The following is a 24788-nucleotide window of genomic DNA, read 5'->3' as shown; positions in this document are numbered from 1 at the left end:
TTAGAAGAATCTTGGTGTTGTGATTTTATTATTGTTTTTGAATAATTCATAGCGCAAGAAAATCTCGTGAGAACCAGAATTATAATGGTCTAAATTGGTTGTTTCATGATCATATCCGTATCCAATATACAAACCTTCAGAAACCTGAAATCCAACCATGGCACTTAGCGCCGCACTCCATCTATAAGCTACTCCCACCACAAACTTATCATTAAACATAAAATTTCCTGACACATCAGCTTGAAGAGGCGCTCCTTCTACCATTTTTGCAAGTACTGCTGGTTTGAATTTTATATAATCATTCAAATCAAATACATAACCGGCAATTAAGTAGTAATTAATTTTTTCTTTAAAAATGGCTACTTCATTATCATCATATCGATTTGTTTGAATAAAATTAGGAACAGAGAATCCCACGTAGGCTTTATTAGAATGCAAATAGACACCGGCACCAATATTTGGAGTGAATTTATTACTGAAATCGTGTAGGCTTGGATCGTCATCAACAGGATTCAAGCGAGAAACATCCAAATCAAATATGTTAGCAGTTGCTTTAATTCCAAAGGAAAGTTTAAAAGTCTCTGAAGTAGGAATTGTATATGACAAATCAGCCGAAATGGTATTCTCATGTGTAGGGCCAATTTTATCATTTATAATTGATACTCCCAATCCCAGATTACTTCCGTTGAGTGGTGTATTGATGGATACAGCGTTAGTTACCGGTGCTCCTTCAAGTCCCACCCATTGTGTACGATGTAATGCAAAAATACTTAAGGCACCTCTAGATCCTGCATAAGCGGGATTAATATTAATTGTGTTGTACATGTATTGCGTAAATTGAGCATCTTGTTGCGCAAAACTTACAATGGCTGTAAACATCAAAACGAAAGAAAATAATTTTGTTTTCATAGCAGCTGTTTGTTATTTTAATTATCTGTCGAATTCATTTATTAGAATTCTGTAGGTTAGTTGATAAATTACATTTGAGTTTGTCACTCATGAATAGGGCTTTTGTTCTTATTTTGATTATCCCTGATATCACTTTAGATATCAGGGATAAAATTTAATTATTTAGTGAGGTACAAATACCCGTCTTTTTTATTGGTTTGAATTTTACCATTACCGTCTGTAGAAGTATAATTTAAGATGTAAAAATAGGTTCCACTTGGTAAACCAGACGATTGACTGATGGTTGATCTGCCTTCAGAGAAGCCTTTGAATGCTTTTGTTGTGTTATTATAGCCTTGAGTATCAAAAACTAAAACACCCCATCGGTTGTAAATTTCAACGGTATTATCCGGATAACAATTTGTATCATCAATATTGTCGATAACAAATACTTCATTAATTCCATCTCCATTTGGAGAGAAGGCATTATGAACTACTACTAATCCACATGGTAATACAATACTACCACAACCAGTCGTTACTGTTATTGTAATTCTTATTGTTCTAGGACAAGTTGCATCGTCAATTTTATATTCAAATACATAATTACCAATTGCAAGACCCGCTGCATTAAGGATAGAACCTTGAAAAGATTCAATATTATTTACATTAATCCAAGTTCCGGTAGGAGTTTCGCTAGGTAACAGACTTGATAAATCGATAGTGGTAATTTCTCCATCATTACAAACCGAACCTACTTTTTCTATAACACTATTTGTAATGTTAACATTGATTATTTGAGTAAATACAGAAGTATTTTCACAACTATCAGCCACAGACCATTTTCTTACGATTGAATAGGAATCCTGTGTTCTATTAATAATTTTTTCGGTAAATATTGCAGGAGATACAGTAGAGCAATTATCAACAAATACGAGCTCAGGTTTCAAAGGAATTGCATCACAATTGACATCGATAGTCGCTGCAAAATCAGTAGTTGTGGTAGGAGCAGTTGTATCTTGTACATTGATAGTTTGTGAAGCTTTAGTACTGTTTGCACATGCATCTGTTGCAGTCCAGGTTCTAGTTACAGAATAGGAACCAGCACAAGCGCCATTAGTGGTTACGTCTTCCGAAGTCAAAGTTACAACTGAACCACATTCATCAGTTGCAGTAGCTATTGCGAAAGTTGGCGTTGTTGAACAAGAAACAGTTGAAGTTTCAGGTAATGCAGCAATAATTGGAGCAGTTTTATCTTGTACGTTAATAGTTTGTGAAGCTATGGAACTGTTTCCACAGGCATCAGTAGCAGTCCAGGTTCTTGTTACAGAATAGGAACCAGCACACTGACCATTAGTTGTTACATCTTCTGAAGTCAAAGTAAAAGTAGACCCACATTCGTCAGTTGCCGATGCTACAGCAAATTCAGGAGTCGCAGGACAGGCTATAGTTGAAGCTTCAGGCAATGCCGCGATAATTGGAGCAGTTGTATCTTGTACATTGATGGTTTGAGAAGCTATGGAACTGTTTCCACAAGCATCAGTAGCAGTCCAGGTTCTTGTTACAGAATAGGAACCAGCACAAGCGCCATTAGTTGTTACATCTTCTGAAGTTAAAGTAAAAGTAGACCCACATTCGTCAGTTGCCGATGCTACAGCAAATTCAGGAGTCGCAGGACAAGATATAGTTGAGGCTTCAGGCAATTCCGCGATAATTGGAGCATTTGTATCTTGTACATTGATAGTTTGAGAAGCTATAGAACTGTTTCCACAAGCATCAGTAGCAGTCCAAGTTCTTGTTACAGAATAGGAACCAGCACACTGACCATTAGTTGTTACATCTTCTGAAGTTAAAGTAAAAGTAGAACTACATTCGTCGGTTGCCGATGCTTGAGCAAATACAGGAGTTGCAGGACAAGCTATAGTTGAAGCTTCAGGCAATGCCGCAATAATTGGAGCAGTTGTATCTTGTACGTTAATAGTTTGTGAAGCTATGGAACTGTTTCCACAGGCATCAGTAGCAGTCCAGGTTCTTGTTACAGAATAGGAACCAGCACATTGACCATTAGTTGTTACATCTTCAGAAGTTAAGCTTACAGATGCGCCACAATTATCAGTTGCAGTAGCCGTTGCAAAATTTGGCGTTGCTGGGCATGAGATAGTTGATATCTCTGGGAGTGGAGCAATAATTGGTGCCAAAGTATCAATTACATTAATGGTTTGTGTTGTAATAGATGAGTTGCTACAAGCATCAGTAAATGTCCAAGTTCTGGTAATAACAAATGAGTTCACACAGTCACCTTGAGTAATCACATCAATTCCTTGCGTAGTTATTTCACCACTACAATTATCAGTAGCAGTTAGTGAAGTTGTAGCTGGAACATCTGTAGCACAACTCACAGTTATAGTCGCCAGATTTTCTGAAGCTATAGGATTAGTATTGTCTTTTATACTGAATGTTGCAGATGTTGAAGAACTGTTTCCACAGGCATCTTTTGCTGTAAAGACTACAGTTACTGCAGCTGAACAATCGTTAGAAATTGCATTAAAGTTATTAGTCCATGTTACATCTGAACAATTATCACTAGCAGTTGCTCCACCATTATTCGTTAACCAATTTGTTAGAGAATTTTGATTTCCTTGACCATCACATTCAACAGTTATATTTGTAGCAGGGATATTAATGTCTGGTGGTGTATTATCTTCGATGGTGATTATTTGCGTAAATATTTCAGAAGTATTTCCACAATCATCTTTTACTGTCCAGGTGTTCGTATAAGTTCCAGCATTTGCACATCCTTGAGAGGCTACAAATTGACCGGTCACTTTTATACTATTTGTTACATCCTCGTCACATTTGTCAGTAGCTAATGGAATTAATCCTTGGGCTGTAGCCAAAGCTTCTACATCACTACATTCAATAGTTTTATTTAAAGACGATGCTTGACTAGTCCAAGTTGGTGCAGTCGTATCTTCGATAGTGATTACTTGCGTAAATACTTCGGAAGTGTTTCCACAATCATCTTTTACTGTCCAAGTATTAGTATAAGTTCCAGCATTTGCACATCCTTCAGAAGCTACAAATTGACCCGTTACTTTTGTAATATTGGAAACATCCAAATCACAATTATCTTTAGCTATTGGGAATACTAATTGGGCTGCAGCCAAATCTTCGGTATTACTACATTCGATAGTTGAGTTTAAAGCAGTTGCTTCAGTAGTCCAAGTTGGAGCTGTAGTATCAACAATTTTAATTACTTGATCAAATCCTACAGTATTTTTGCAAGCGTCGCTAACAGACCAATGTCTTACAATTACTTTATTGTTTTTGCATAAACCTGCAGGAGTCAAACAAACACTTTTGAATTCAATAGTGCCGAGTTCAGTTCCATCTTTTTGGGCATAAATAAACCAATTTCCATTCATGTTACCGGTAAGTTCTTCAAAACTTGATACATAAGAATTTAAGCCAATGATGCTACTTGTCGATGAAACTGCACCATATGGAGTAAAGTTTTGAATGACATTAGGTAGCACAGGATTATTGTTATCCCATTTTGGATAAGAAGAACTATTAGGATAAAATACAGGTAAATATAATTCTGGATCACTTGGTGTTGCTGTATCACAATTTCCTCCAGAACAATATGGAGCAACTAAAACAATTCCTTGTCCACTTGGGGAAACTAAAGTAAATTCGACTCTACCTTTTCCTTGATTTGTTTCAAATGCCAAAGCAATTTTTTCGATATTACTAGCTGTTATATCATCAAAACCCGAAACAGTGAATGGAAAATAATTACCACTTCCAGCATTTACCGATGTTATATCTGAGTTTCCAAAACAATCATGATCTACAAATGTAGCTGTTGGATTTGGATCACAGTTATCTTGAATGTTTGTTACGGTTCCAGTTGAAGTTGTACTAATGTCAGCAAAACAATTTTCATCACTAGTAAGTGTCTTGTTAGTTGGTGGAGTAAAAGTAGGAGGTGTAGTATCCTGAACCTTTATTGTTTGGGTAAATGTAGTTGTGTTTTTGCACGCATCAGTGGCAATCCAAGTTCTTAAAATAGTTGACGATCCAGCACAAGTTCCTGCAGTTTCAGTTTCTGAAAAGTCAACATTTGCCATACCACAATTGTCATTAGCAGTCAATATTTTAGCAGTAGGAACTGAATTACATTCTACAGTTAAATCCGCTGGTAATGATTCGTTAAAAGTTGGTGGTGTATTGTCAATAACCGTAATAGTTTGCACAAAATTAGCACTGGTGTTTCCACAACCATCGCTGAAGTTCCAAGTACGTGTTCTAACATAAGCATTGGCACAGTTCGCATTAGCAGTATTTGCATCACTTACCAAATTCATGGTCGGGTTTACAGTACAATTATCAGTCGCTGTAGGTACTTCTGCTAATGCTGCAGCTATTCCTGCTGTATTGTTGCATTGTAACGTATGATCAAGGGAATTCTCAGTAGAAGTTATTACAGGAACAGTATTGTCAATAACGGTAATCGTTTGTACAAAGTTGGCGCTAATGTTTCCGCAACCGTCGCTGAAGTTCCAAGTACGCACTCTTACATAAGCATTGGTACAATTTGCATTTGGAGTATTTGTATCACTCACTAAATTCATAGTTGGGTTTGCGGTACAATTATCCGTAGCTGCAGGAACTTCTGCTAATGCAGCAGCTATTGCAGCGGTATTGTTACACTGTAAAGTATGATCAAGAGAATTCGCAGTTGTAGTTATTACTGGAGCAGTATTGTCAATAACAGTGATCGTTTGCACAAAGTTGGCGCTAGTGTTTCCGCAACCATCGCTGAAGTTCCAAGTACGCACTCTTACAAAAGCATTGGTACAATTTGCATTTGGAGTATTTGTATCACTCACTAAATTCATAGTTGGGTTTGCGGTACAATTATCCGTAGCTGTAGGTACTTCTGCTAATGCTGCAGCTATTCCTGCTGTATTGTTACACTGTAAAGTATGATCAAGGGAACCAACAGCAGTAGATACTACTGGAGCAGTATTGTCAATAACAGTGATCGTTTGCACAAAGTTGGCGCTAGTATTTCCACAACCATCGCTGAAGTTCCAAGTACGTGTTCGTACATAAGCATTGGCACAATTTGCATTGGCAGTATTTGTATCACTTACCAAATTCATAGTTGGGTTTGCGGTGCAATTATCCGTAGCTGCAGGAACTTCTGCTAATGCTGCAGCTATTGAAACGGTGTTGTTACACTGTAAAGTATGATTAAGAGAACCCGCAGTTGTAGTTATTACTGGAGCAGTATTGTCAATAACAGTGATCGTTTGCACAAAGTTGGCGCTAGTGTTTCCACAACCATCGCTGAAGTTCCAAGTACGCACTCTCACATAAGCATTGGTACAATTTGCATTCGGAGTATTTGTATCACTCACTAAATTAATAGTTGGGTTTGCGGTACAATTATCAGTCGCTGTAGGTACTTCTGCTAATGCTGCAGCTATTGCAGCGGTATTGTTACACTGTAAAGTATGATTAAGAGAATCCGCAGTTGTAGATACTGCTGGAGCAGTATTGTCAATAACAGTGATCGTTTGCACAAAGTTGGCGCTAGTATTTCCACAACCGTCGCTGAAGTTCCAAGTACGTGTTCTAACATAAGCATTGGCACAATTTGCATTGGCAGTATTTGTATCACTTACCAAATTCATAGTTGGGTTTGCGGTGCAATTATCCGTAGCTGCAGGAACTTCTGCTAATGCAGCAGCTATAGCAGCGGTATTGTTACACTGTAAAGTATGATTAAGGGAATTCGCAGTTGTAGATACTACTGGAGCTGTATTGTCAATAACAGTGATTGTTTGCACAAAGTTGGCGCTAGTGTTTCCACAACCGTCGCTGAAGTTCCAAGTGCGCACTCTTACATAAGCATTGGCACAATTTGCATTGGCAGTATTTGTATCACTTACCAAATTCATAGTTGGGTTTGCGCTGCAATTATCCGTAGCTGCAGGAACTTCTGCTAATGCTGCAGCTATAGCAGCGGTATTGTTACACTGTAAAGTATGATCAAGGGAATTCGAAGCAGTAGATACTACTGGAGCTGTATTGTCAATAACAGTGATTGTTTGCACAAAGTTGGCGCTAGTGTTTCCACAACCGTCGCTGAAGTTCCAAGTGCGCACTCTTACATAAGCATTGGTACAATTTGCATTTGGAGTATTTGTATCACTCACTAAATTCATAGTTGGGTTTGCGGTACAATTATCCGTAGCTGCAGGAACTTCTGCTAATGCAGCAGCTATTGCAGCGATATTGTTACACTGTAAAGTATGATCAAGGGAATTCGAAGTTGTAGTTATTACTGGAGCAGTATTGTCAATAACAGTGATCGTTTGGACAAAGTTGGCGCTAGTGTTTCCACAACCGTCGCTAAAGTTCCAAGTACGTGTTCTAACATAAGCATTAGCACAATTTGCATTGGCAGTATTTGTATCACTTACCAAATTCAATGTTGGGTTTGCGGTACAATTATCAGTTGCTGTAGGTACTTCTGCTATTGCTGCAGCTATTCCTACTGTATTGTTGCATTGCAACGTATGATCTAGAGAATTCGCAGCTGTAGTCACTATTGGAATGCTGTCATCGACTACTGAAACTGTTTTTGTACAAGTCGAAGTACAACCATTAGAATTAGTAATTGTAGAGGTTAATGTAAATGAAGTATTACAGCCTATTCCCGTAGTTACTGAAACAGTTTGAGAGTTACTATTTCCTACTATTGACCCATTTCCAGATATCTTCCATAAGTATGTAGCGCTTGATGGAGCTGAATAAATATTAGAAGAGGAGGAAGGGCATAGAGGACCACTTGAACCAGAGATAGAACATGTTAGCGGTTGGTTTACTGTTATAATCACATCATCAGATACGGTGCATTGTGATCCTGAGCCAACTAAAGGTCCCGTAACTACAGTGAGGCGTAAGGTAGCTGGACTACTAGTTATATTTATATTACTATGTAAATCTGTTGGGTCAACTATAGTTGCTGATCCACCTACTACAGACCAAGTTTTAGATATTACTTCATAACCGTTACTTGGTATAGCCGCTCCTTGAAGCGTATAAGGTGATCCTGCACAAACAGTATCATCATCACCAGCATCAGCGCTTCCGAGAGTTAGATTGTTGATTTGAAGTGGATCAAAAAAGTCCTTAATAGCTGCAGATGGAGATGTTGATGTTTTAGATTTAACAAAAATAGTTTTTATTTTAAGACTTATACATGGGTCAATTGCCCCTAATACTTCTGTTAAATTTACAGCAGATTCAATAAATGTATTTTGAAGATAGTTATTAACTCCAAATGCCTGAAAAGGTACTGGTACAGTAGTAGAATTTCCGTCTGCAAATACACTGTTAGCAGGTAAAGAGGAGAAATAGGTTTTATATTCCCATACACTTCCATTAAGCTCCCATCGTTGAATATCAAATTTAGCGACACCGCTTTCAAAGTATACTGTCAATAAAAAATCTCCAGCAGTTCGTCCTCCAGTTGATGCAGGAGCTGTAGTTGTAAAACCACTACTAGTTTTTGTCATAGTACTTTGAAGAAATTCAAAATCAACATAGGCATTACCGCTATTGCTTAAACGATCGGCGGCAAAAATAACCCATACATTTCCATTACTATCTGTCGTTAGATGAATTAGAGCATTGTTCATGTCGGTTTTATTATTTGCAGTACCTGGTACCCAAGTCATACTATTTGGATTATCACTTACTTTATCCCCACCTCCAAATATATTGTCAGTAGAGTTGTTATAAGGGTCATATAAATGATAAGTAGTTCCTGAATTTAAAGGAACTCCTGAATTTGCAAGTACAAATCCACCTGTACCTGTTCCGTCCGTCCAATCTCCTGCAGCTGTATTTGCAATAAGTGTTCCGTCTATATTAAATCCACCACTTAGTGAATTGACAGGTGCAATACCAGGACCAATTTGTGCAAGTATTACTGTTGGAGAACATAAAAAACTTAATAAAAAAATAGTAAATATTCTTGTCGAATTAGTAAAAGTTGATTTCATATTGATTTGTTTTAAATCGTTAGAAAATGAAATGTTTGTAAATAGCAAAATTCATTTTAGAACGTTGCTTGTGAATTGATGGATGAATCGTTCTCAATGAACATTCATTCGTATTATGATTAAAAGAAAGATGTATTATAAATACACTTGAATGGTTAATTATTTAATTAAAATAAAGAACTATTAAAGATGGAAAAAAAATCAATTTAGCCAAGGTTATCCTTATGCAATTGGCAATCAAATCGAGAATTTAGATTACTCACAAACTTGAAGAAATCTATAAATGGAAAGTAATTTTTTTCATATTATTTGAATTTTTTAATTAAAAATAAAATAATTATGAGTTATCAAACAATTGAATTTTTAATTCAATTTATACTTGTTTGATTTTTTTAAGTATAAAATTATTTAGAAAGATATTTTTTAAATATGTTCAATACTTTTTTTAATTAATAAATTATTTTAAAAAAAATAACAGTCTAAAATTTAGATTATTTCTAAATTTTTCAGGGATGAAAGTTCTCTTTTTTTGGGCAGAAAGAAACTTTTCCTCGTAAATAATTATTTGATTTAGGTTCTCAAATAATTGTAAGCCTTTTATTATCTTACATTAAAGTTATAAAGATTTATTGATATTGATTTTTTTTTTCTACCAATAACCTAAATACTCGTTCAAATGTATATTCTTAATAAAAAAACAATTTTATTGCTCTTGTATTTTAACGTTTGTTTAGTAGTTTAATTAAGTATCAATAAATAATTTTAAATTTTGAGCAATTATATTTATAATAAAACTATAATTAATAAATAAAAATAATTTTAATTGATTTGTTTTTTTAACAAAGTGTTTGTGTTATTACTATTTTAAATACATAGTTGAAAAGCTTATTTTTAAAAATAAACCCCAAAAAAATACTTTTTTTGGGTTTAAATATGCTTAAGAATCTAACATTGCTTTCCTTTAATTGATTTGCTTTTACAAAGCAGTAATTATAAACTCGCTACGTCTGTTAAGTTGATGTTCATCTTCATTACATTCTATGGCATCGCTACATTTATTCACTAATTGTGATTCACCATATCCTTTACCAGTCAATCTGCTTGAATCAACACCATTTTTTATTAACCAGTTTATAGTAGACTTAGCCCTTCTATCTGATAATTCTTCATTGTATTTGAAAGTGCCACGGCTATCAGTATGGGAGCGTATATCAAGTTTCATAGTTGGATATTGACTCATTACATCTAATATTTTTTCTAAATCAATAGATGCTTCTACTCTGATATTCGATTTATCAAAGTCAAAGTAGATCATTTTTATACCAAAGCATTTACCTAGATCATCACCCACTGTTACTTTACATTTTTCTTTTTCCAATGCGATTGGTAAATATGTTTTTCCTTTATTGCTGGCTATAGTGATTTTTTGTTCTTTGGTAGTAAACTCTGTTTTTTCAGCTCTTACATTATAAGTTTTTCCACATTCCACAGTAAAAGAATAATTCCCTTTTGCATCAGAAGTAGTAGTGCTCACTAAATTAAATTGACTATCATATAAAGTGACTTTAGCATCTGAAAGCAATTCTGCTGTAGTTAAGTCAGTAATTTCACCATATAAAAGTTGTTCACAAGTAAGTCTTTTGGTTTCTAAAAACTTATAAATATCATCGTATCCTTGTCCACCATCTCTATTGGAGCTAAAAAAGCCTCTTCTTGATTTTGTGTCTATTAAATAAGCAAAATCATCTTTGGGAGAATTAACATTTTCTCCCACATTTTGAACCTCGCTGAAAGTCCCATCAGGATTTATTTTGGATACAAAAACATCTAAACCTCCAAGACCTGGATGTCCGTCAGATGCAAAATAAATTTCATTTTCATCATTTACAAAAGGGAAGGTTTCTCTTCCTTCAGTATTGATTGTATTTCCTAAGTTTTCTGGAGTACCAAAAGTGGCATCATCATTTATTTTTACTTTAAATAAATCAGATTGTCCTATTGTTCCGGGCATATCTGACGCAAAATATAATGTTTTCCCATCAGGGCTTAAGGCAGGATGAGCAGTGCTGTAATTATCACTGTCAAAAGGTAATTCAGTTACATTTACCCATTTATCATTTTCTAAACTGGCTTTATATATTTTTACCAGCGTAATTTTATTTCCATTTTTCCCCTTTTTACCGTCTAAATAATTGTTTCGGGTAAAATACATAGTTTTTCCATCATTAGTAAAGGCAGGTGTAGATTCATGAAATTTCGAATTTATAGATTCACTAAACTTGTGTGGGGAGCCAAGAGTCATGTTATCTCCTAAATCAGCAGAATATAAATTAGTAAAATATTGATTGGTCCATGTGTGTTTTCGATGTCCTAAACTTCCAGTATCTCTTGCGGTAGCAAATACTATTTTGTTTAAATATACAGTTGTTCCATAATCAGAGTATTTAGAGTTGATACCTGCATCTTCTACTTGATATCTTCCTGAATTGGCTTTAATGGCTTCTAAATAATTGGTATTTTGTTTGAAAATTTTACCTCTATTGTCGTTTCCTAGTTTTTGATTGAATAATTCTAACATTTCATTCGCTTTATCATTTTGACCAATAGATCTTAAAGACTGAGCATAGCGATAGTAGTATTCAGGTTCTAAATCTGGGGTATTCATGGCAAATAATTCCCCATACCATTTAGCTGCTTTGTCTAACTCCGCATTGAAGTAATAGGCGTTCCCCAATTTTTTAAACATATCAGCTGATTTGTATCCTTTTTCGGCAACCCTTTCATAAGTTTTTATGGCATCTACGTAGGCATAGTTGTCGTACTTTTTATCAGCTGCAGCCAATTTAGCTTTTTGGGAATAAGTATTAAAAGAAAAAACACTTATTATTGTTATATAAAGGAGTATATTATTTTTCATAATAATTATTTTTAGAAGAATCTTGGTGTTGTGATTTTATTATTGTTTTTGAATAATTCATAGCGCAAGAAAATCTCGTGAGAACCAGAATTATAATGGTCTAAATTGGTTGTTTCATGATCATATCCGTATCCAATATACAAACCTTCAGAAACCTGAAATCCAACCATGGCACTTAGCGCCGCACTCCATCTATAAGCTACTCCCACCACAAACTTATCATTAAACATAAAATTTCCTGACACATCAGCTTGAAGAGGCGCTCCTTCTACCATTTTTGCAAGTACTGCTGGTTTGAATTTTATATAATCATTCAAATCAAATACATAACCGGCAATTAAGTAGTAATTAATTTTTTCTTTAAAAATGGCTACTTCATTATCATCATATCGATTTGTTTGAATAAAATTAGGAACAGAGAATCCCACGTAGGCTTTATTAGAATGCAAATAGACACCGGCACCAATATTTGGAGTGAATTTATTACTGAAATCGTGTAGGCTTGGATCGTCATCAACAGGATTCAAGCGAGAAACATCCAAATCAAATATGTTAGCAGTTGCTTTAATTCCAAAGGAAAGTTTAAAAGTCTCTGAAGTAGGAATTGTATATGACAAATCAGCCGAAATGGTATTCTCATGTGTAGGGCCAATTTTATCATTTATAATTGATACTCCCAATCCCAGATTACTTCCGTTGAGTGGTGTATTGATGGATACAGCGTTAGTTACCGGTGCTCCTTCAAGTCCCACCCATTGTGTACGATGTAATGCAAAAATACTTAAGGCACCTCTAGATCCTGCATAAGCGGGATTAATATTAATTGTGTTGTACATGTATTGCGTAAATTGAGCATCTTGTTGCGCAAAACTTACAATGGCTGTAAACATCAAAACGAAAGAAAATAATTTTGTTTTCATAGCAGCTGTTTGTTATTTTAATTATCCCTGAGCACTAAAGAGCCCTCAGGGATTAAACTTGATTATTTAGTAAGGTATAAATACCCTTCTTTTTTATTGGTTTGTACTTTACCTGTACCGTCTGTAGAAGTATAATTTAAGATGTAAAAATAAGTTCCAGTTGGTAAACCAGATGATTGGCTAATAGTTGATCTGCCTTCAGAGAAGCCTTTGAATGCTTTTGTTGTGTTATTATAGCCTTGAGTATCAAAAACTAAAACACCCCATCGGTTGTAAATTTCAACGGTATTATCCGGATAACAATTTGTGTCATCAATATTGTCGATAACAAATACTTCATTAATTCCATCTCCATTTGGAGAGAATGCATTATGAACTACTACTAATCCACATGGTAATACTATACCACCACAACCAGTCGTTACTGTTATTGTAATTCTTATTGTTCTAGGACAAGTTGCATCGTCAATTTTATATTCAAATACATAATTACCAATTGCAAGACCCGCTGCATTAAGAATAGAACCTTGAAAAGATTCAATATTATTTACATTAATCCAAGTTCCGGTAGGAGTTTCGCTAGGTAACAGACTTGATAAATCGATAGTAGTAATTTCTCCATCATTACAAACCGAACCGACTTTTTCTATAACACTATTTGTAATGTTAACATTGATTATTTGAGTAAATACAGAAGTATTTTCACAACTATCAGCCACAGACCATTTTCTTATGATTGAATAGGAATTTTGGTTTTTGTTAATGATTTCCTCAGTAAATAGTGCAGGAGATACAGTAGAGCAATTATCAACAAATACGAGCTCAGGTTTCAAAGGAATTGCATCACAATTGACATCGATAGTCGCTGCAAAATCAGTAGTTGTGGTAGGAGCAGTTGTATCTTGTACATTGATAGTTTGTGAAGCTTTAGTACTGTTTGCACATGCATCTGTTGCAGTCCAGGTTCTAGTTACAGAATAGGAACCAGCACAAGCGCCATTAGTGGTTACGTCTTCCGAAGTCAAAGTTACAACTGAACCACATTCATCAGTTGCAGTAGCTATTGCGAAAGTTGGCGTTGTTGAACAAGAAACAGTTGAAGTTTCAGGTAATGCAGCAATAATTGGAGCAGTTTTATCTTGAACGGTAATTACTTGTGATTTGGAAGCAGTGTTTCCGCAAACATCCGTTGCAGTCCAAGTTCTGGTAAGTGTATAGTTGTTGGCACAGTTTCCATTAGTTTTAACTTCTTCGAAAGTCACTACAGGAGCGGCATCACAATTATCAGTGGCAGTTAATGTAGCTGCAGCAGGAACTGCAGAACATTCTGCGGTTACATCGACAGGAGCCTCACTCAATACCGGAGCAGTTTTATCTTGAACGGTAATTACTTGTGATTTGGAAGCAGAGTTTCCACAAACATCCGTTGCAGTCCAAGTTCTGGTTAGTGTATAGTTGCTGGCACAATTTCCGTTTGTTTTAACTTCTTCGAAAGTCACCACAGGCGCCACATCACAATTATCAGTAGCAGTTAATGTAGCTGCAGCAGGAACTGCAGAACATTCTGCTGTTGCATCGGCAGGAGCCTCGCTCAATACCGGAGCAGTTTTATCTTGAACGGTAATTACTTGTGATTTGGAAGCAGTGTTTCCACAAACATCCGTTGCAGTCCAAGTTCTGGTTAGGGTATAATTGCTGGCACAGTTTCCATTAGTTTTAACTTCTTCGAAAGTCACCATAGGCGCCACATCACAATTATCAGTGGCAGTTAATGTAGCTGCAGCAGGAACTGCAGAACATTCTGCTGTTGCATCGGCAGGAGCCTCGCTCAATACCGGAGCAGTTTTATCTTGAACGGTAATTACTTGTGATTTGGAAGCAGAGTTTCCACAAACATCAGTTGCAGTCCAAGTTCTGGTTAGTGTATAGTTGCTGGCACAGTTTCCGTTAGTTTTAACTTCTTCGAAAGTCACCACAGGAGAAGCATCACAATTATCAGTAGCTGTTAAAGTTGCAGCTGTAGGAACAGCAGAACATTCTGCTGTTGCATCGGCAGGAGCCTCACTCAACACTGGAGCAGTTTTATCTTGAACGGTAATTACTTGTGATTTGGAAGCAGTGTTTCCACAAACATCCGTTGCAGTCCAAGTTCTGGTTAGGGTATAATTGCTGGCACAGTTTCCATTAGTTTTAACTTCTTCGAAAGTCACCACAGGAGAAGCATCACAATTATCAGTAGCTGTTAAGGTAGCAGCTTCAAGAACAGCAGAACATTCTGCGGTTACATCGGCAGGAGCCTCGCTCAATATTGGAGCAGTTTTATCTTGAACGGTAATTACTTGTGATTTGGAAGCAGAGTTTCCACAAACATCAGTTGCAGTCCAAGTTCTGGTTAGTGTATAGTTGCTGGCACAGTTTCCGTTAGTTTTAACTTCTTCGAAAGTCACCACAGGAGAAGCATCACAATTATCAGTAGCTGTTAAAGTTGCAGCTGTAGGAACAGCAGAACATTCTGCTGTTACATCGGCAGGAGCGTCGCTCAATATTGGACCAGTTTTATCTTGAACGGTAATTACTTGTGATTTGGAAGCAGTGTTTCCACAAACATCCGTTGCAGTCCAAGTTCTTGTTAGTGTATAGTTGCTGGCACAATTTCCGTTTGTTTTAACTTCTTCGAAAGTCACCACAGGAGCCACATCACAAATATCTGTAGCTGTTAAGATAGCAGCTGCAGGAACTGCAGAACATTCCGCGGTTACATCGGCAGGAGCCTCACTCAACACTGGAGCAGTTTTATCTTGAACGGTAATTACTTGTGATTTGGAAGCAGAGTTTCCACAAACATCCGTTGCAGTCCAAGTTCTGGTAAGTGTATAGTTGCTGGCACAATTTCCGTTAGTTTTAACTTCTTCGAAAGTCACCACAGGAGCCACATCACAATTATCAGTAGCCGTTAAGGTAGCAGCTACAGGAACAGCAGAACATTCTGCGGTTACATCGGCAGGAGCCTCGCTCAATATTGGAGCAGTTTTATCTTGAACGGTAATTACTTGTGATTTGGAAGCAGTGTTTCCGCAAACATCCGTTGCAGTCCAAGTTCTGGTAAGCGTATAGTTGCTGGCACAGTTTCCATTAGTTTTAACTTCTTCGAAAGTCACTACAGGAGCGGCATCACAATTATCAGTGGCCGTTAAGGTAGCAGCTACAGGAACAGCAGAACATTCTGCGGTTACATCGGCAGGAGCCTCGCTCAATATTGGAGCAGTTTTATCTTGAACGGTAATTACTTGTGATTTGGAAGCAGTGTTTCCGCAAACATCCGTTGCAGTCCAAGTTCTGGTAAGCGTATAGTTGCTGGCACAGTTTCCATTAGTTTTAACTTCTTCGAAAGTCACTACAGGAGCGGCATCACAATTATCAGTGGCAGTTAATGTAGCAGCTTCAGGAACTGCAGAACATTCTGCTGTTGCATCGGCAGGAGCCTCGCTCAATATTGGAACAGTTTTATCTTGAACGGTAATTACTTGTGATTTGGAAGCAGAGTTTCCACAAACATCCGTTGCAGTCCAAGTTCTGGTTAGAGTATAGTTACTAGCACAATTTCCGTCAGTTCTAACTTCTTCGAAAGTCACTACAGGAGCGGCATCACAATTATCAGTGGCAGTTAATGTAGCTGCAGCAGGAACTGCAGAACATTCTGCTGTTGCATCTGCAGGAGCCTCACTCAATACCGGAGCAGTTTTATCTTGAACGGTAATTACCTGTGTTTTAGAAGCAGTGTTTCCACAAACATCTGTTGCAGTCCAAGTTCTGGTTAGGGTATAGTTGCTTACACAATTTCCGTCAGTTCTAACTTCTTCGAAAGTCACTACAGGAGCGGCATCACAATTATCAGTGGCAGTTAATGTAGTTGCAGCAGGAACTGCAGAACATTCTGCTGTTGCATCTGCAGGAGCCTCACTCAATACTGGAGCAGTTTTATCTTTAACGGTAATTACTTGTGTTTTAGAAGCAGTGTTTCCACAAACATCTGTTGCAGTCCAAGTTCTGGTTAGGGTATAGTTACTAGCGCAATTTCCGTCAGTTCTAACTTCTTCGAAAGTCACTACAGGAGCGGCATCACAATTATCAGTGGCAGTTAATGTAGCTGCAGCAGGAACTGCAGAACATTCTGCTGTTGCATCGGCAGGAGCCTCGCTCAATATTGGAGCAGTTTTATCTTGAATTTTTATTGTTTGAATTGCTTTAGAAAAATTACCACAAGCATCTGTAACGGTCCATGTTCTTGTAATTACTTTATTACTTGTACAAGAACTGGCTGGGGTTAAACAAATACTGTTAAAATCTATGCTTCCATTTACATTTGCTTGTTTTCTTGAATAAATAAACCAAGTACCATTCATTGGTCCGGTAAGATTTTCAAAACTTGATACATAAGAAGTTAACCCATTGATTGTATTTGGTGAGGTAGTTCCTCCGTTTGGAGTCATATTTTGATTTATCCCGTCTTGAATAAAATTAGCATTATTCCATTGAGTGTAACCAGAGCTATTTGGATAAAATACAGGTAAATATAATTCTTTTGAATTCGATGTAGCATCATCACAATTTCCACCTGTACAATATGGACCAACTAATATCACTCCTTGTCCGCTAGGAGAAACTAAAGTGAATTCAGCTCTTCCTTTTCCTTGATTTGTTTCAAATGATAAAGCAATTTTTTCAATATTATTTGCTGATAAATCATCAAATCCTGAAACAGTAAAGGGAAAATAATTTCCATTTCCAGCATTTATTGATCCATTATTTTCTATGATTCCAAAACATTCTGAATCCATGTAAGTAACAGTTGGATTAGAATCACAATGATCATTTATGTTTGTTACATTACCAGTTACTGCAGGGTTAATATTTGCTAAACAATTTTCATCACTATTCATAGTAATATTTACAGGAGGTATAAAGCTTGGAGCAGTTATATCTTGAACAGTAATGGTTTGACTTATTTGTGAACTATGATTATCATTTTCATCAGTTGCATCCCAAGTAATTGTTCGGCTATATGAACCTGCACAATTACCTGGAGATGTTATATCAGATAATACATTGATAGTAGCTGTTGAGCAATTATCAGTAGCTGTAGGAACTGTGAATACAGGAGTTGCAGGACAATTGATAATTAAGTTAGTACCTGTTGTAGTAATTGAAGGAGGAGTTACATCATCCACAATTACATTTTGTGTAGTGGTAGAAAAATTCCCCACAGCATCAGTGAAAGTCCATGTAATCACATGAGTTCCCTGAGTGGAATACGTTAAAGCATCGGAAGTTGTTCCAGTGATTGTACCAGAACAATTATCGGTAGTAACAGGCGCAGTAGCAGTAGCGGTACATTGTCCGATTACATCAGCCAAAAGAGGAACTTCGGGTTTGGTAGTATCGGTAATGACAACATTTTGTGTAGCGGTAGAAAAATTCCCCACAGCATCAGTGAAGGTCCATGTAATCACATGAGTTCCCTGAGTGGAATACGTTAAAGCATCGGAAGTTGTTCCAGTGATTGTACCAGAACAATTATCGGTAGTAACAGGCGCAGTAGCAGTCGCGGTACATTGTCCGATTACATCAGCCAAAAGAGGAACTTCGGGTTTGGTAGTATCGGTAATGACAACATTTTGTGTAGCGGTAGAAAAATTCCCCACAGCATCGGTGAAGGTCCATGTAATCACATGAGTTCCCTGAGTGGAATACGTTAAAGCATCGGAAGTTGTTCCAGTGATTGTACCAGAACAATTATCGGTAGTAACAGGCGCAGTAGCAGTCGCGGTACATTGTCCGATTACATCAGCCAAAAGAGGAACTTCGGGTTTGGTAGTATCGGTAATGACAACATTTTGTGTAGCGGTAGAAAAATTCCCCACAGCATCAGTGAAAGTCCATGTAATCACATGGGTTCCCTGAGTGGAATACGTTAAAGCATCGGAAGTTGTTCCAGTGATTGTACCAGAACAATTATCGGTAGTAACAGGCGCAGTAGCAGTCGCGGTACATTGTCCGATTACATCAGCCAAAAGAGGAACTTCGGGTTTGGTAGTATCGGTAATGACAACATTTTGTGTAGCGGTAGAAAAATTCCCCACAGCATCAGTGAAAGTCCATGTAATCACATGAGTTCCCTGAGTGGAATACGTTAAAGCATCGGAAGTTGTTCCAGTGATTGTACCAGAACAATTATCGGTAGTAACAGGCGCAGTAGCAGTCGCGGTACATTGTCCGATTACATCAGCCAAAAGAGGAACTTCGGGTTTGGTAGTATCGGTAATGACAACATTTTGTGTAGCGGTAGAAAAATTCCCCACAGCATCAGTGAAAGTCCATGTAATCACATGAGTTCCCTGAGTGGAATACGTTAAAGCATCGGAAGTTGTTCCAGTGATGCTTCCACTACAGTTATCAGTAGTAACAGGCGCAGTAGCAGTTGCGGTACATTGTCCGATTACATCAGCCAAAAGAGGAACTTCGGGTTTGGTAGTATCGGTAATGACAACATTTTGTGTAGCGGTAGAAAAATTCCCCACAGCATCAGTGAAAGTCCATGTAATCACATGAGTTCCCTGAGTGGAATACGTTAAAGCATCGGAAGTTGTTCCAGTGATGCTTCCACTACAGTTATCAGTAGTAACAGGCGCAGTAGCAGTCGCGGTACATTGTCCGATTACATCAGCCAAAAGAGGAACTTCGGGTTTGGTAGTATCGGTAATGACAACATTTTGTGTAGCGGTAGAAAAATTCCCCACAGCATCAGTGAAGGTCCATGTAATCACATGAGTTCCCTGAGTGGAATACGTTAAAGCATCGGAAGTTGTTCCAGTGATTGTACCACTACAGTTATCGGTAGTAAGAGGCGCAGTAGCAGTCGCGGTACATTGTCCGATTACATCAGCCAAAAGAGGAACTTCGGGTTTGGTAGTATCGGTAATGACAACATTTTGTGTAGTGGTAGAAAAATTCCCCACAGCATCGGTGAAAGTCCATATAATCACATGAGTTCCCTGAGTGGAATACGTTAAAGCATCGGAAGTTGTTCCAGTGATTGTACCACTACAGTTATCAGTAGTAACAGGCGCAGTAGCAGTCGCGGTACATTGTCCGATTACATCAGCCAAAAGAGGAACTTCGGGTTTGGTAGTATCGGTAATGACAACATTTTGTGTAGTGGTAGAAAAATTCCCCACAGCATCGGTGAAAGTCCATGTAATCACATGAGTTCCCTGAGTAGCATAGGTTAAAGCATCGGAAGTTGTTCCAGTGATTGTACCAGAACAATTATCGGTAGTAACAGGCGCAGTAGCAGTAGCGGTACATTGTCCGATTACATCAGCCAAAAGAGGAACTTCGGGTTTGGTAGTATCGGTAATGACAACATTTTGTGTAGCGGTAGAAAAATTTCCCACAGCATCAGTGAAAGTCCATGTAATCACATGAGTTCCCTGAGTGGAATACGTTAAAGCATCGGAAGTTGTTCCAGTGATTGTACCAGAACAATTATCGGTAGTAACAGGCGCAGTAGCAGTCGCGGTACATTGTCCGATTACATCAGCCAAAAGAGGAACTTCGGGTTTGGTAGTATCGGTAATGACAACATTTTGTGTAGCGGTAGAAAAATTCCCCACAGCATCAGTGAAAGTCCATGTAATCACATGAGTTCCCTGAGTGGAATACGTTAAAGCATCGGAAGTTGTTCCAGTAATGCTTCCACTACAGTTATCAGTAGTAACAGGCGCAGTAGCAGTCGCGGTACATTGTCCGATTACATCAGCCAAAAGAGGAACTTCGGGTTTGGTAGTATCGGTAATGACAACATTTTGTGTAGCGGTAGAAAAATTTCCCACAGCATCAGTGAAAGTCCATGTAATCACATGAGTTCCCTGAGTGGAATACGTTAAAGCATCGGAAGTTGTTCCAGTAATGCTTCCACTACAGTTATCAGTAGTAACAGGCGCAGTAGCAGTAGCGGTACATTGTCCGATTACATCAGCCAAAAGAGGAACTTCGGGTTTGGTAGTATCGGTAATGACAACATTTTGTGTAGCGGTAGAAAAATTTCCCACAGCATCAGTGAAAGTCCATGTAATCACATGAGTTCCCTGAGTAGCATAGGTTAAAGCATCGGAAGTTGTTCCAGTGATTGTACCAGAACAATTATCGGTAGTAACAGGCGCAGTAGCAGTCGCGGTACATTGTCCGATTACATCAGCCAAAAGAGGAACTTCGGGTTTGGTAGTATCGGTAATGACAACATTTTGTGTAGCGGTAGAAAAATTCCCCACAGCATCAGTGAAAGTCCATGTAATCACATGAGTTCCCTGAGTGGAATACGTTAAAGCATCGGAAGTTGTTCCAGTGATGCTTCCACTACAGTTATCAGTAGTAACAGGCGCAGTAGCAGTAGCGGTACATTGTCCGATTACATCAGCCAAAAGAGGAACTTCGGGTTTGGTAGTATCGGTAATGACAACATTTTGTGTAGCGGTAGAAAAATTCCCCACAGCATCAGTGAAAGTCCATGTAATCACATGAGTTCCCTGAGTAGCATAGGTTAAAGCATCGGAAGTTGTTCCAGTGATTGTACCAGAACAATTATCGGTAGTAACAGGCGCAGTAGCAGTAGCGGTACATTGTCCGATTACATCAGCCAAAAGAGGAACTTCGGGTTTGGTAGTATCGGTAATGACAACATTTTGTGTAGCGGTAGAAAAATTCCCCACAGCATCAGTGAAAGTCCATGTAATCACATGAGTTCCCTGAGTAGCATAGGTTAAAGCATCGGAAGTTGTTCCAGTGATTGTACCAGAACAATTATCGGTAGTAACAGGCGCAGTAGCAGTCGCGGTACATTGTCCGATTACATCAGCCAAAAGAGGAACTTCGGGTTTGGTAGTATCGGTAATGACAACATTTTGTGTAGCGGTAGAAAAATTCCCCACAGCATCAGTGAAAGTCCATGTAATCACATGAGTTCCCTGAGTGGAATACGTTAAAGCATCGGAAGTTGTTCCAGTGATTGTACCAGAACAATTATCGGTAGTAACAGGCGCAGTAGCAGTAGCGGTACATTGTCCGATTACATCAGCCAAAAGAGGAACTTCGGGTTTGGTAGTATCGGTAATGACAACATTTTGTGTAGCGGTAGAAAAATTTCCCACAGCATCAGTGAAAGTCCATGTAATCACATGAGTTCCCTGAGTGGAATACGTTAAAGCATCGGAAGTTGTTCCAGTGATTGTACCAGAACAATTATCGGTAGTAACAGGCGCAGTAGCAGTAGCGGTACATTGTCCGATTACATCAGCCAAAAGAGGAACTTCGGGTTTGGTAGTATCGGTAATGACAACATTTTGTGTAGCGGTAGAAAAATTTCCCACAGCATCAGTGAAAGTCCATGTAATCACATGAGTTCCCTGAGTGGAATACGTTAAAGCATCGGAAGTTGTTCCAGTGATTGTACCAGAACAATTATCGGTAGTAACAGGCGCAGTAGCAGTAGCGGTACATTGTCCGATTACATCAGCCAAAAGAGGAACTTCGGGTTTGGTAGTATCGGTAATGACAACATTTTGTGTAGCGGTAGAAAAATTTCCCACAGCATCAGTGAAAGTCCATGTAATCACATGAGTTCCCTGAGTGGAATACGTTAAAGCATCGGAAGTTGTTCCAGTAATGCTTCCACTACAGTTATCAGTAGTAACAGGCGCAGTAGCAGTAGCGGTACATTGTCCGATTACATCAGCCAAAAGAGGAACTTCGGGTTTGGTAGTATCGGTAATGACAACATTTTGTGTAGCGGTAGAAAAATTCCCCACAGCATCGGTGAAAGTCCATGTAATCACATGGGTTCCCTGAGTGGAATACGTTAAAGCATCGGAAGTTGTTCCTGTGATTGTACCACTACAGTTATCGGTAGTAATTGGCGCAGTAGCAGTAGCGGTACATTGTCCGATTACATCAGCCAAAAGAGGAACTTCGGGTTTGGTAGTATCGGTAATGACAACATTTTGTGTAGCGGTAGAAAAATTCCCCACAGCATCAGTGAAAGTCCATGTAATCACATGAGTTCCCTGAGTGGAATACGTTAAAGCATCGGAAGTTGTTCCAGTAATGCTTCCACTACAGTTATCAGTAGTAACAGGCGCAGTAGCAGTAGCGGTACATTGTCCGATTACATCAGCCAAAAGAGGAACTTCGGGTTTGGTAGTATCTTGAATTTTAATTGTTTGTGTAGCACTTCCAACATTATTACAGGCATCAGTTACTCTGAAAGTTCTTGTAATGATTATTGGCATGGTTCCACTTTGTGTATCTTGATAAGTAATACTTGAAATAGTTGAAGTATCAACATATGAACCTCCAATTGAATTAAAAGTAGAAGGAGAGATTGTTACTTGTGAGGTTGAAAAAGCCAATAAACCAGCGCCAACCAAATTAGATGTACCACATCCTTCAATGGTTGCATTAGTGGGAGCAGTTACTAGTGGATTTATAGAATCTCCTCCATTAATCGTTACTGAAAGTTGTTTGGTACAACCATTACTATCAGTTACTGTTACTGTATAAATACCTCCAGAAAGTCCGCTGAGATTTTGAGTTGTTGCTCCATTACTCCATAAATAGGTATATCCAGGAGTCCCTCCAGTCGGATCATTTAATATTATTGAACCATTGGATCCTCCACCACAGCCAACATTGGTAGGAGTAGCGCCATTTAGCATTAATTCAGTTGGATTAGCAACTGTTACTGTAAATGTATTGGTAAGGCCTAGAGAATCAGTTACTTTTAATTTAGCCACATATCCTAAGGCATTATAAGAGTATGTCCATATTGGATTAGGAAGAGAGGAATCAGTAAAAACTCCATCATTATTTAAATCCCAAGCATACGTATAAGCAGGAGTACCACCATTAGTAGTTGATGTGAAATTGACGGTTACATTATTACTAACTTTACATGCTTTGTATGAAAACTGAACGGCAAGAGGTTTTTTAATGGTAGTATTCCCAGGTAATTCACATTGAGAAGAACTATAAGTACTGCAATTATAAGAGGATAATTGATTTGAATTACCCCCAGTTTTCCAAACAACTAATATTTTTTTTAGTTCTAATTCTTGTCCGCATGTCCATGTAAATGGTCCGTAAATTAATCTTTGCCCATTTCCAGGATTGATATCTCCTAAATAAGAATTAATTTGAATAGTCTGAGTAGAAGGATTTCCACTTGTATTGTAAGAAGTAATAGCAATATCAGCAAATAATCTACCATTATTAGGGGTATTATTAGCATTTGAAGTGTAATTGAGCATTACATAAAGCTGCTGCGAGGTCCCGATTGTACATGTTGTGGTGTTCATTGGAACTCCATTTACATCTGTGAGACTGAGGAATACATCTTTTAAGGTAAAATTGTTAGATGTACAATTAAAGGAATCCAGATAGTAATTTGGTGCTATACCACATAATCTTAAATCAGGATGATTAGCATCGAATTGGCAATATAAATTACCAACAAACATAAATAAAGTAATTAATAGATGGGTAATTTTTGTCTTCATACAATCAAATTTTAATTATCGTTTGTAATATTTAATCCTATTTTAATTTAGCAACCAAGTGTTTTTTTTATAAAAAAAGTGTCAATTTTATTAGTTATTTGTTAATTTTTAACAATCATTTTTAGGAATTTTAAAAAATATAGAATACTAAGCTAATTAGTTTCATTTAATTACATCTTTTTTTTCTATCAATAACCAAAATACTCGTTGAAATGACATTTATTGTTGAAAAAAAATGAAAAATAGGTGTAGATTTCTTTTTAAAGGTGGTTTTATTGTCTTTTTATGATATTATCGTTTTTTTAAATAAAATTTTAACATTATAAAGCGCTATTTTAATTTATAGTTAAAAATAAAAAAGACGATAAAG

5 protein-coding genes are annotated in these 24788 nt (G+C 37.5%); all 5 read right to left on the bottom strand.

Translation table 11 applies throughout. From position 1 onward, the window contains the following. Positions 1-909, bottom strand: coding sequence for a type IX secretion system membrane protein PorP/SprF (locus T410_RS13645; protein WP_035672723.1), 909 nt, complete (start codon positions 907-909; stop codon positions 1-3). A 158-nt stretch (positions 910-1067) separates the two neighbouring features. Continuing rightward, a complete protein-coding gene (locus T410_RS13640) occupies positions 1068-8972 on the bottom strand; it encodes a gliding motility-associated C-terminal domain-containing protein (RefSeq protein WP_035672729.1) in 7905 nt (2634 codons plus the stop codon). Positions 8973-9948: 976 nt separating this feature from the next. Next, the gene (locus T410_RS13635) at positions 9949-11889 is read right to left on the bottom strand and encodes an OmpA family protein (RefSeq protein ID WP_035672726.1); all 1941 of its coding nucleotides are present in this window, start codon (positions 11887-11889) and stop codon (positions 9949-9951) included. An 11-nt stretch (positions 11890-11900) separates the two neighbouring features. Beyond that, positions 11901-12809 (bottom strand): type IX secretion system membrane protein PorP/SprF, encoded by a 909-nt coding sequence (locus tag T410_RS13630; protein WP_035672723.1) that lies wholly within the window; start codon positions 12807-12809, stop codon positions 11901-11903. A gap of 62 nt (positions 12810-12871) precedes the next feature. Next, positions 12872-24418 (bottom strand): gliding motility-associated C-terminal domain-containing protein, encoded by an 11547-nt coding sequence (locus tag T410_RS13625; RefSeq protein ID WP_035672721.1) that lies wholly within the window; start codon positions 24416-24418, stop codon positions 12872-12874. Between the last annotated feature and the right edge of the window lie 370 nt (positions 24419-24788).

The organism is Flavobacterium sp. 83 (assembly GCF_000744835.1).
Classification (GTDB): Bacteria; Bacteroidota; Bacteroidia; order Flavobacteriales; family Flavobacteriaceae; genus Flavobacterium.
Note: the sequence above shows the minus strand (reverse complement) of the source record. Positions and strands in the feature narration are given on the sequence as shown.

Bases quoted from the DNA above. Each gene is read 5' to 3' on its own strand.
- T410_RS13645 (WP_035672723.1), bottom strand. From the start codon at position 909: ATGAAAACAAAATTATTTTCTTTCGTTTTGATGTTTACAGCCATTGTA.
- T410_RS13640 (WP_035672729.1), bottom strand. From the start codon at position 8,972: ATGAAATCAACTTTTACTAATTCGACAAGAATATTTACTATTTTTTTA.
- T410_RS13635 (WP_035672726.1), bottom strand. From the start codon at position 11,889: ATGAAAAATAATATACTCCTTTATATAACAATAATAAGTGTTTTTTCT.
- T410_RS13630 (WP_035672723.1), bottom strand. From the start codon at position 12,809: ATGAAAACAAAATTATTTTCTTTCGTTTTGATGTTTACAGCCATTGTA.
- T410_RS13625 (WP_035672721.1), bottom strand. From the start codon at position 24,418: ATGAAGACAAAAATTACCCATCTATTAATTACTTTATTTATGTTTGTT.